Source organism: uncultured Pseudomonas sp., from assembly GCF_943846705.1.
GTDB lineage: Bacteria > Pseudomonadota > Gammaproteobacteria > Pseudomonadales > Pseudomonadaceae > Aquipseudomonas.
This window is the reverse complement of the sequence record NZ_OX044366.1, coordinates 202,190-212,944: the sequence shown is the minus strand read 5'-3', so window position 1 is coordinate 212,944 and position 10,755 is coordinate 202,190. Positions and strand designations below refer to the sequence as shown.

At 58.6% G+C, this 10,755-nt stretch carries 11 protein-coding genes; 6 read left to right on the top strand and 5 right to left on the bottom strand.

Translation table 11 applies throughout. The annotated features are described in order from the left end of the window. Window positions 1-10 precede the first annotated feature (10 nt). The gene (locus Q0V31_RS01045; protein WP_298183241.1) at window positions 11-892 is read left to right on the top strand and encodes a ChaN family lipoprotein; all 882 of its coding nucleotides are present in this window, start codon (window positions 11-13) and stop codon (window positions 890-892) included. Window positions 893-944: 52 nt separating this feature from the next. After that, window positions 945-1,073, top strand: coding sequence for a hypothetical protein (locus tag Q0V31_RS01040; RefSeq protein ID WP_298183239.1), 129 nt, complete (start codon window positions 945-947; stop codon window positions 1,071-1,073). A 280-nt stretch (window positions 1,074-1,353) separates the two neighbouring features. Here Q0V31_RS01040 and Q0V31_RS01035 read toward each other — a convergent pair whose 3' ends face one another. The 4 genes from Q0V31_RS01035 to Q0V31_RS01020 form a co-directional block, all read right to left on the bottom strand. Beyond that, the gene (locus Q0V31_RS01035; RefSeq protein ID WP_298183235.1) at window positions 1,354-2,154 is read right to left on the bottom strand and encodes a cyclic nucleotide-binding domain-containing protein; all 801 of its coding nucleotides are present in this window, start codon (window positions 2,152-2,154) and stop codon (window positions 1,354-1,356) included. Window positions 2,155-2,260: 106 nt separating this feature from the next. Then, complete coding sequence (locus Q0V31_RS01030; RefSeq protein WP_298183233.1) at window positions 2,261-2,533, bottom strand: TfoX/Sxy family protein; 273 nt, start codon at window positions 2,531-2,533, stop codon at window positions 2,261-2,263. 159 nt (window positions 2,534-2,692) lie between these two features. Beyond that, window positions 2,693-3,037: a pentapeptide repeat-containing protein gene (locus Q0V31_RS01025; protein WP_298183230.1), complete on the bottom strand. Its 345-nt coding sequence runs from the start codon at window positions 3,035-3,037 to the stop codon at window positions 2,693-2,695. 84 nt (window positions 3,038-3,121) lie between these two features. After that, window positions 3,122-4,684 (bottom strand): bifunctional aminoglycoside phosphotransferase/ATP-binding protein, encoded by a 1,563-nt coding sequence (locus Q0V31_RS01020; RefSeq protein WP_298183227.1) that lies wholly within the window; start codon window positions 4,682-4,684, stop codon window positions 3,122-3,124. A 116-nt stretch (window positions 4,685-4,800) separates the two neighbouring features. On the opposite strand from Q0V31_RS01020, the gene mrcB reads away from it, so the two are divergent. The 3 genes from mrcB to Q0V31_RS01005 are packed head-to-tail and all read left to right on the top strand — an operon-like array spanning window position 4,801 to window position 8,162. Then, the gene (mrcB, locus tag Q0V31_RS01015; protein WP_298183224.1) at window positions 4,801-7,119 is read left to right on the top strand and encodes a penicillin-binding protein 1B; all 2,319 of its coding nucleotides are present in this window, start codon (window positions 4,801-4,803) and stop codon (window positions 7,117-7,119) included. A 15-nt stretch (window positions 7,120-7,134) separates the two neighbouring features. After that, a complete protein-coding gene (locus Q0V31_RS01010; RefSeq protein WP_298183221.1) occupies window positions 7,135-7,833 on the top strand; it encodes a tetratricopeptide repeat protein in 699 nt (232 codons plus the stop codon). Further along, window positions 7,833-8,162: a YqcC family protein gene (locus Q0V31_RS01005; RefSeq protein ID WP_298183218.1), complete on the top strand. Its 330-nt coding sequence runs from the start codon at window positions 7,833-7,835 to the stop codon at window positions 8,160-8,162. Before Q0V31_RS01010 ends, Q0V31_RS01005 begins: the two co-directional genes overlap by 1 nt. A 15-nt stretch (window positions 8,163-8,177) precedes the next feature. Here the strand turns inward: Q0V31_RS01005 and Q0V31_RS01000 are convergent, their stop codons facing one another. After that, entirely contained in the window at window positions 8,178-8,621 is a 444-nt protein-coding gene (locus Q0V31_RS01000) for a DUF4124 domain-containing protein (RefSeq protein ID WP_298183215.1), read from the bottom strand. Window positions 8,622-9,030: 409 nt separating this feature from the next. On the opposite strand from Q0V31_RS01000, the gene Q0V31_RS00995 reads away from it, so the two are divergent. Further along, window positions 9,031-10,755 (top strand): acetolactate synthase 3 large subunit, encoded by a 1,725-nt coding sequence (locus tag Q0V31_RS00995; protein WP_298183212.1) that lies wholly within the window; start codon window positions 9,031-9,033, stop codon window positions 10,753-10,755.

Here is a 10,755-nt window from a genome sequence, read left to right as displayed (position 1 = left end):
GGTTGTGTCTATGCGTATTGCCTTATGGCTGGTGATGGCGCTATTGAGTGCCTGCCAAGCGTCGCTGCCCGCGTTGCCTGCCTGGCAAAGCCCGGAAGGCTTGCAGCATCCTGAGCTAGGGCAGATTGTCGAGTTGCGTACGGGGGCGTTGCTGAGTCCCGCGCAGCTGCTGGAGCGTTTGGCCGCAGCACCTCAGGTGCTGGTGGGTGAGCGGCATGACAACCCCGATCACCACGCGCTGCAACTCTGGTTATTACGTGCGCTGGCTGCGCAACGGCCGCAGGGCAGCGTGTTGCTGGAAATGCTCACGCCGGATCAGCAGGTCAAGGTCGATCAGGTGCAGGCTGCTATTGCCGCTGGGCAAGCGCCGCCGGACATACTCAGTGCGTTGGCCTGGCAGCCGGGCTGGGCCTGGTCGTTGTACGGGCCGTTGCTGCAGCATGCCCTGCGTCAGCCGTATCCGCTGCTGGCGGCTAACCTCGAGCGACGTGAGATCATGCAGATCTATAGCCAGGTGCCGCCACTACAAGGGCAGGCATCTGCGGCGCAGCCGGTGCGTGAGGCGCTGCTGGTGCAGATTCGCCAGTCGCACTGCAATCTGCTGCCGGAGAGCCAGCTGCCGGCCATGCTTGCGGTGCAGCAACAGCGTGATCGGCGTATGGCTGAAGCCCTGCTGGCAGCGCCAGAGCCGAGCCTGCTGTTTGCGGGGGCGTTCCATGTGCGTCGCGACCTTGGCGTGCCGTTGCACCTGCGTGACCTGCACGCTGAAGCTGGTGCGCAGGTGCTGATTTTGGCGGAGGTGGGCAGTACGTTGAGCGCCGAGTCTGCCGACTACGTATGGTACACACCGGCGCAACCTGAGCAGGACCACTGCGCCAAACTGCGCCCCTAGCCCGATTTTCCTCTGACAAAGCAGGCAGTCTGCGGTTTACCGGAGACTGCCGATGCCCACGACCTGCTTGCCCGTTATTGCAACTGCAGGCATGAACTTCCTGGCGATTCGCGGCGGCAGTAGTTCCTGGGTGAGCCACCACTTCAACTTGCCGGAATGGCTGGCGCAGAGCGACTTCTAAACGCTCGGCTGTGCTTCAGGGCTTTGTTCAGACCAAAAAAGACCCGGCAAGAGCCGGGTCAATAACCGTGATTAGCCTGATGAGGAGATAATCTGAAGAGGCCGACTGAATGGCTCTTAAGCTTATCGGCTGATCTCGCGATCAGTTGTGCTAATAATATCAATTCTCATTTGCATGTCAATGCCCGCAAGCAAACTTATTGCGCAGCCTTCAATGTGGCGCTTGGGGCATAAGCAAAGAACCCGACACAAGGTCGGGTTCTTAAGGCTGCAAGCGGGTTTCAGGACACTTCGGCCGGTAAGCGTAGCTGGGTGACTTCTTTGTTTAGCAGGCCGATACGCTTGGCCATGCTCTCGATCAGGCTGTGAGCAATCCGTGGGTTGCTCTGCATCAGGCTGAGGAACTGCTCCTTGGGAATCACCATGACCGTGCAGGGCTCGCTGGCCAGTACGGTGGCGCTGCGCCTTTCGCGGGTGAACACGGCCATAGCACCGAAGATTTCATCTTTCTGTACGTCACCGACTTTGTGGCCGTCGACATAGGCTTCGGCATGACCTTCGATGATGATAAAGACGTTGTCGGCAGCATCACCTTGATGAATCAGCTCTTCGCCTGCGGCAAAGTGCTGGAAGCCGGTGGATGGGCGAATCTCGGGTTGTTTTAAGCGCGCCAGGGCATCGGAGAGTAAGGCGGTATGGCCAATCAGGTACTGGATAAACAGTTCCTGGCGCTGTTCGCTGGCATAAATATGCTTGAACACGTCACTGCGCGAGTAGGGGATCAGGCTCAGCTGTTCTTCGCTGCTGTAACGGCAGCTGGGCATGTCCAGCCCCTGACGCAGACCAACCAGATCACCCTCTTGCAGATAGAACAGTGGGCGCTCATCGACTACGGCATGCAGCAGACCATTTTCAATGATGAATAGCTGATTACCTGGCAACACCGAGGCCAAGTCGTCAGTCCGCTCCAGTTGCTGTGGTGCCCCAGAAGGTGCCAGCCCATCAAGCAATTGGGTGGGGATGCTTTGCAGTCGGTTGATCAGCTGATCGGCGTAAGCCGGTTGCTCCCCGAGTAAATACATGAGCGAATTTCCTTGAACTGGCTGGGCATACTAAACCGCACGAACGCCTCTAAAACAATAGTGGCCAGCGCGCCTCAGGTAAATCAAAAGGCTAAGGGGTTGTGAGCTAACTCTTGTTGTTGTGTGAACTTTCTTCGAGCTGGCCGTTTAGTTGGGCCTTGTGGCCTGGCGACAGGTCGTTCCAGTGCACGTCCAGCAACGCGCCTTCAATCGCGTAAAGCAGCACCTTGGATGCCCTGAACCCGCGCGCGCGCACCGCTCGATAGGCACTAACTGCGCCTAGCCGACGCAAGTCATTGGCGCTGTGGATACCGACCGCATGCAACCACTGGGCCGAGGTTTTGCCGAGGTTTTTCAGATGTTGCAACTCATCGTTCATTAAGCCTCCTTGCGCTGCTAGGCGGGCGCGCGGGTGGAGTCAGGTTGGCGCTCCTACACGAAGTGTAGCGGCCATTCGGTATTCCCCCCACGGCGGCTGCCGTTTTGGTTGCCGCAGTAGCGCTAACTACGTGAGATTGCTATCGCGGGTCAGTGTTACTCAGCGGGTGTTATAGCGTAGGCGGGTGCCGAAGTTGACCGACATAAGAATTTCGTCAGCCGTCAGTGCGGCCGGGAAGTAGGCCCCTGAGATCTGTGCATGAGCCAGGCTGGCGCCTTCGAGTTGGGCGTTGCGCATATCGAGGCCGCGTAGGTCGGTCCCGCGAAAGTAGGCGTTGCTGAAGTTGATGCCCTGGGCATCCAAGGCGCGCAGGTCGAGACCGCGAAAATCGCCGTCACTCAGGTCGACGACTGTGTCTTTGGGCTTTTGCGCATTGAAGGCGGCGACTTGTTCGTTATAAATCAGGCTATACAGCGGGTTGTTGAGTTGTCGGGGCTGGCTCATGGGGCATCTCCTTATGGGCTCACCACGAGTATAGAAGCCGCGGCGCGCTCTGCTCGCGCCGCGGCTGAGTTGCCCTGTGAGTTGTTACAGGCTCGGAAAGTGCTGGCGGATGCGCGCGATTAGAGTGTCCAGGCTGGCGCTCTCATGGGTGTTCACGCGCCCGCTTTGCAGTAGTTCGTCTGCATTGAGCGGCTCGCGACTGGTTTGCTGGGCGCGGACGACCTCCATGGTGGCGTCGGACGGGTCAGTGCCAGCAGCCTTGCGTAGCTCCAGCCAGCTGCTGATGATTGCGTCGGGGGCGCAACAGTCCAGAATCAGAAACGGCACACCGTAGGCTTCGGCAACTTGGCTGGCCGCTTCGCGTTGGGCCTGCTTGAGGTAGGTGGCGTCGATCACTACCGGGAAGCCGGCGCGCAGCGCAGCCTCGCTCAGCTGGTGCAGGTGCTGGTAGGTCGCGCTACTGGCGTCCTCGGTGTAGATGCCGGCACTCAGTTTGCCGAGATCGGCGTCCTTCTGCTCGCCGAACAGGCGTTTACGCTCAATGTCCGAGCGCAGGCGAATGGCACCGAGTGCTTCGACCAGGCGCATGGCGACATGGCTTTTACCAACGGCGGAAACACCGTGGGTAATCGCCAGAAACCGAGATGGGATGGCGCTGTAGCTTTCCGCCAGGTTGGCGTAGTTGCGGTATTGGCGCAGGGTTACGGCCTTCTGCACGGCATCGCTCTGATGGGCCAGGCTGAATAGCGCAACCTTGGCCCGCACCAGTGCGCGGTAGGCTTTGTAGAAATTCAGCAACTCAAGGGCTGCATAGTCGCCCGTATGCTCCAGCCAGGCGTTGATAAAGCGCCAAGCGTGCGCTTTGAGGCCACGGTCTTCCAGGTCCATGGCGAGGAAGGCGGCGTCCAGGGCGATATCAATCAGGCGGAAAGGTTCATTGAATTCGATGCAGTCAAACAGCACCACCTGATCGTCCAGCAAGGTGGCGTTGCCCAAGTGAATGTCACCGTGGCATTCGCGAATTGAACCGCTACTTGCCCGCTTGGCCAACAGCGGCTCCAGGCGTGCGTAGTTGGCTTCGGTCCAGGCTTCCAGGGCCTCGAGCTGGCGTAGATCAGCCGCATCACTGAGCAACGGGCGGATCTGTTCGAAGTTCTGGCGCATCGGCGCGACAATCGCCTCGGGCGCACACAACGGGTGATTAGCCGCTACGGCGGGGGTTGTCGCATGGAAGGCGGCAATCTGTTTGGCCAAACCATCGATGTGCGCTTCACTCAGCTCACCGCGTGCTTGCACGTCGCTGAGCAACTGACTTTGCGGGAATTGACGCATTTTCAGGGCGTATTCGATAGCCGGCCCGCTGCCGTCGATTTGTGGCACATCGATGCTGCCGTTGATCGGCAACACTTCCAGATAAAGCCCTTGAGTCAGGCGCTGGTTGAGGCGCAGTTCTTCTTTGCAGAAATGCTCGCGGGCGCTCAACTCGGTGAAGTCGAGAAAGCCAAAATTCACCGGCTTCTTGATTTTGTAAGCAAAGGGGCCGGTGAGAATCACCCAGGAAATATGGGTTTCGATGACCTGGAACTGCTCCACGGGGTGAGGGTAGAGGGCCGGGTTCTGCAGTGCGGCAATCAGAGCTTGGCTCACGGGCGATCCTTGGCATTTTACTAATAAGAGGCCGCCATTATGGCCGTTCAACGCTCGTCTGCAAACCGCTGCTATGGCCTGCTGGCAAGCGGGTAAAGTGCGTATAATGCCGCGCCATGACTCGTACCCGATCTTCCCGTCCCCGTTCTAAACGTCGCCCTGGCGGCATGCGCCCTTGGTTGGGTTGGGCTTTCAAGCTCGGCCTGGTTGGTTTGGTGGTGCTCGCCGTGTTTGCGGTTTATCTCGATGCAGTGGTGCAGGAGAAGTTCTCCGGCAAGCGCTGGACTGTTCCCGCCAAAGTCTATGCGCGGCCGCTGGAGCTGTTCGTCGGGCAGAAACTGGCCAAGAGCGACTTCCTCAAGGAGCTGGATGCCTTGGGTTATCGCCGTGAGAGTGCGGTGGCTGGCCCCGGCGGCGTTTCCGTGGCGGGCAATGCTATCGAGCTGCATTCGCGTGGTTTCCAGTTCTATGAAAGCACTGAGCCGTCGCAACGTGTGCGCGTGCGCTTCTCCGGTGACTATGTCGCCGGTCTGACTCAGGCCGGGGGCAGTAATCTGGCGGTGGCGCGGCTTGAGCCACTGTTGATCGGTGGTTTGTATCCGGCTCACCAAGAAGATCGGGTTTTGATCAAGTTGGATCAGGTGCCGCCTTATCTGGTGGAAACCCTGGTGGCGATCGAAGATCGCGAGTTCTTTAATCACTTCGGCGTATCGCCCAAGGGCATTGCCCGCGCCGTGTGGATTAACGCCACCGCCGGCCAGTTACGTCAGGGTGGCAGTACCCTGACCCAGCAGTTGGTGAAGAATTTTTACCTGACCAACGAGCGCAGTCTGTCGCGTAAGGCCACCGAAGCCATGATGGCGGTGCTGCTGGAACTGCATTACGAGAAAAAGGACATTCTTGAGGCTTACCTCAATGAAGTGTTCCTCGGTCAGGACGGTCAGCGTGCAGTGCATGGCTTTGGCCTGGCCAGTCAGTATTTCTTCAGTCAGCCTCTGTCCGAGCTGAAGCTTGAGCAAGTGGCACTGCTCGTGGGGATGGTTAAGGGGCCGACTTACTACAACCCGCGGCGTAACCCTGAGCGTGCGCTGGAGCGTCGTAACCTGGTGCTCGATGTGCTGGCGGAGCAGGGCGTGGTTAGCGTCGAAGAAGTAGCGGCGGCTAAACAGAAACCATTGGGTATAACCCAGCGCGGTACTCTGGCGGACAGTTCTTTCCCGGCCTTCCTCGATCTGGTCAAGCGCCAGCTGCGTGAGGATTACCAGGAACAGGATCTGACCGAAGAGGGCCTGCGCATCTTCACCAGCTTCGACCCGATCATGCAGCTCAAGGCGGAAAGTGCTTTGGCCGACACCTTGAAGCGCCTATCTGGGCGTAAGGGTGTTGATCAGGTCGAAGCCGGGATGGTGGTCACCAGCCCGGAAAACGGTGAGGTGCAGGCCATTATCGGTAGCCGTCAGCCGCGCTTTGCCGGGTTCAATCGGGCGCTGGATGCGGTGCGGCCGATTGGGTCGCTGATCAAGCCAGCCATCTACCTAACGGCCCTGGAGCGTCCGAGCCAGTACACCTTGACCAGCCTGCTTGAGGATCAGCCATTCTCCATCAAGGGCCAGGATGGCCAGGTCTGGAAACCGCAGAACTACGACCGTAAAGCTCATGGCACGATTTATCTGTATCAGGGGCTGGTTAACTCCTACAACCTGTCGACCGCCAAGCTTGGCCTGGAAATCGGCGTGCCGGATGTTCTGAAAACCATGGACCGCTTGGGCGTCGAGCAGAAGTGGCCCGCGTATCCGTCGATGTTGCTGGGGGCCGGTGGGCTGAGCCCGCTGAGCGTGGCGAACATGTACCAGACCCTGGCCAACGGTGGCTTCAATACGCCATTACGCGGTATTCGTAACGTTTTGACGGCCGAGGGGGAACCGCTCAAGCGTTACCCGTTCCAAATTCAACAGCGTTTTGACAGCGGTGCGATTTACCTGCTGCAGAACGCCATGCAGCGCACAATGACTGAGGGTACTGGTCGCTCGGTATACAACCAGCTACCGCGCTCCCTGGCATTAGCGGGCAAGACTGGCACCAGTAATGACTCGCGCGACAGCTGGTTTGCCGGCTTTAGTCAGGATGTCCTGGCGGTGGTCTGGCTGGGCCGTGATGACAACGGCCCGACTCCGCTGACCGGTGCAACGGGTGCGCTGCAGGTGTGGACGGACTTTATGCGCAAGGCTGACCCGCTACCGTTGGATATGCCGGTACCGGATAATGTGGTGCACGCCTGGGTCGATGCCAATACGGGTCAGGGTACCGACCCAAGTTGTCCGAATGCAGTACAGATACCCTATATTCGCGGCAGCCAACCCGTCGCTGGACCGGCCTGTGGTATTCGGGCACCGGTCAACGAGGTGATGGATTGGGTGCGTGGCTGGTTGGATTAAGTGAGAGGGTGTGACGTGAATAAGTGGTTGATTCCAGCTTTAACAGCTTCGCTGGTGCTGAGCGGTTGTAGCAGTGTGCCGCGAGGCTCGATTCCTGTTGTCGATGGTGGTTCTTCGATCCGCAGCGCGCAATCAGGCACGCCTAGCGGTTACGGCAACCAGAGCGCACAGCCTCAGGCTCTGCCGGAAGACTCCGGGGTTGTCGTGATGGTGCCAGGTGGCGGCGGTAGCTCCATGACGATTCAGTCGTTCCCGGCAGGTAATGCCCCGTTGGACACCGGCACTAACACCCAGCCATGGAGTGCAACGCCACCGGTTACAGCGCAAGGTGGCTATGGCGCACCGTCACCCAGCGGTATTCCAAGTGGCGGTCTGGCCATGGATGAGCAGTTGGATGGCCCGGTGCTGGCCTTGTTGACCACGGCTCAGCAGCAGCAGGGCGGCGGTGACTTGAATGGTGCCGCCTCCAGCCTTGAGCGCGCCCAGCGCATTGCGCCGCGTGAGCCGCAAGTGCTTTATCGCTTGGCAGAGGTTCGTATGGCACAAGGGGATGCGGCGCAGGCCGAACAGTTCGCCCGTCGTGGCCTGAGTTATGCCAGCGGTCGCCCTGCCTTGCAGGCCAGTCTGTGGAACCTCATCGCCCAGGCCCGTGAGCGTCAAGGTGATGCAGCGGGTGCCGCCCAGGCCCGTGAGCAAGCGCGAGTCAGTCTCTGATGGATACGCGCACGCCTGCTGTGGCAGAGCAATTGTTGCTGATTGAACGTGAGCTGCGACTGCAAGGGTGGTGGGCGGCGCAAGCGCCTGATGCCCAGGCGCTGTCCAGTCAGCTGCCGTTTTGTGTCGATACCTTGGCGTTCGAGCAGTGGCTGCAGTGGATATTTCTACCGCGGATGAAGCAGATGCTGGAGGCCGGAGCGGAGCTGCCCAGTGTCTCTGGTATTCAGGCGATGGCTGAGCAGGTGTATGACGGGCAGCTTGAGAAGGCCAGAGCGTTGATCAAACTGCTGGGCGAGTTCGATCAACTGATTGTTGGCGTGACCTGAGTCGCGCCAACCGGCTTACTTGCAGTTTTGCCTAATCGATTTCTGCGCTTCGCTGATACGGCTTTGGCGCTCATCTTCGCTTAGGCGACGCACTTCCCCTTCGATCTCCATGCGTACGCGTGGGTTGTTCTGCAGTTGCGCCAAGTTGGTGCGCACCTCATCGCAGTACTGCTTGCGCTTGACTTCTTTGGCGGCAATCTCCTGTTTGACCTTCTTATCAATCGCCGCCTGTTCAGGGTCGGCGATGTCCTTGAAGGTGGGTGCCGCTTTCTTCTCTTCAATGGCTACGGGCTTTGGCTGCGGAGACGCTGTGTTGATGCTGGTGGCCTCTTGGCCCAACGGTGGCTGTGCGCTGAAGTGGGTTACGCCTTGGGCGTCGACCCACTTGTAAACCTGGCTGGCCATGGCAGTGGCGCTCATGGCGAGCAGCAAGCTGCTGGTGATAATCATGCGGCGCATGGGTTTTCCTTAAAGTTGAGCTGCGGTGCCTGCTGACTACTATAACCAAAATGTCCGAATCGTCATCCTGCGCTGCGTCACAGCAGAAGATTGCAGATTCAATCACGGATTGCTTGACTTGGCCGCGCTGAATCCCAACAATTCCAAGCTTGGCTGTAGTGGAGTCCGCCGCAAGCAGGCTTTAGCTCAGCAGACATGAGGCGCTCACCCGTGCCGACCTGTTACACCCGCAACGCGTTACCTCGCGCTGGGTGGGAGAACCCCGCAATACCAAGGGGCTTTCCCAATACTTGCTCAGTAGTAGCTGACGTAGTCGGCGACCACCGTCGCTCATGCTCTGCTGGCAGTAAACCTATCTTAGGCCGTCCTCCTTGTTGGGCGGTTTTCTGGCGTTTTAGAGGTGAACAACGTGGAGCTTTTATCCGGCGCTGAAATGGTCGTCCGCTTTTTGCGTGACGAAGGCGTTAAGAACATTTATGGGTACCCAGGCGGTGCTCTGCTGCATATCTACGATGCCTTGTTCAAAGAGCAGGAAGTGAATCACATCCTGGTTCGTCACGAACAAGCTGCAACCCATATGGCTGACGGTTATGCCCGCGCCACCGGTAAAGCCGGTGTGGTGCTGGTAACGTCCGGCCCTGGCGCAACCAATGCCATTACCGGTATTGCGACTGCCTATATGGATTCCATTCCGATGGTGGTGCTGTCTGGCCAGGTGCCTAGCAATATGGTCGGCACTGATGCCTTCCAGGAAACCGACATGATCGGTATCTCCCGGCCGATCGTGAAGCACAGCTTTATGATCAAGCACGCATCGGAAATCCCAGAGGTCCTGAAAAAGGCCTTCTATCTGGCTGAGTCCGGTCGTCCCGGCCCGGTGGTTGTCGATATTCCAAAGGATATGACCAACCCGGCTGAGAAGTTCGAGTACGTCTACCCGAAGAAGGTCAAGCTGCGCTCTTATAGCCCAGCGTTGCGTGGTCATTCTGGACAGATCCGCAAGGCCGCAGAGTTGTTGCTGGCCGCCAAGCGCCCCATCATTTATTCCGGTGGCGGTGTGATCATGGGGGGGGCTGCAGCGCCGCTGACTGAGCTCGCACAAATGCTCAATCTGCCGGTCACTAACACCTTGATGGGCCTGGGCGGCTATCCAGGTACTGATCGCCAGTTTCTCGGCATGCTCGGTATGCACGGCAGCTACACCGCCAACCTGGCCATGCATCACGCCGATGTGATTGTTGCAGTTGGTGCGCGCTTCGATGACCGGGTGATCAATGGCGCGAGCAAGTTCTGCCCGAATGCCAAGATTATCCATGTCGACATCGACCCGGCATCCATTTCCAAGACCATCAAGGCGGACATCCCGATCGTTGGTCCGGTTGATAGCGTCATGACCGAAATGGTCGCGATCCTCAAGGAAATTGGCGAGCAGCTAAATCAGGATGCGTTGTCGAGCTGGTGGAAGCAGATCGAAGAGTGGCGCGGCGGGCGCATCATGTTCCCTTACGACAAGGGTGACGGCAGTATCATCAAGCCGCAGACCGTGATCGAGACACTGTCCGAAGTCACTGGTGGCGACGCATTCGTGACCTCCGATGTGGGTCAGCACCAGATGTTCGCGGCCCAGTATTACCGCTTCAACAAGCCTAACCGTTGGATCAATTCCGGTGGCCTGGGCACCATGGGCTTTGGCTTCCCTGCTGCGATGGGGGTCAAACTGAGCTTCCCGGATGATCACGTTGCCTGTGTAACGGGTGAGGGCAGCATCCAGATGAATATTCAGGAGTTGTCGACCTGCCTGCAGTACGATTTGCCGGTGAAGATCGTCAACCTGAACAACGGTGCGCTGGGTATGGTGCGCCAATGGCAGGACATGAACTACGGTAGCCGTCACTCGCATTCCTACATGGAATCGTTGCCGGACTTCGTCAAGCTGGCCGAGGCCTATGGCCATGTCGGCATGCGCATCACTGATCTGAAAGACCTGAAACCGATGATGGAAGAAGCCTTTGCGATGAAAGATCGCCTGGTGTTCCTCGATATCCAGGTTGATACCAGTGAGCACGTCTACCCGATGCAGATCAAAGACGGTGCCATGCGCGATATGTGGCTGAGCAAGACGGAGCGTACCTAA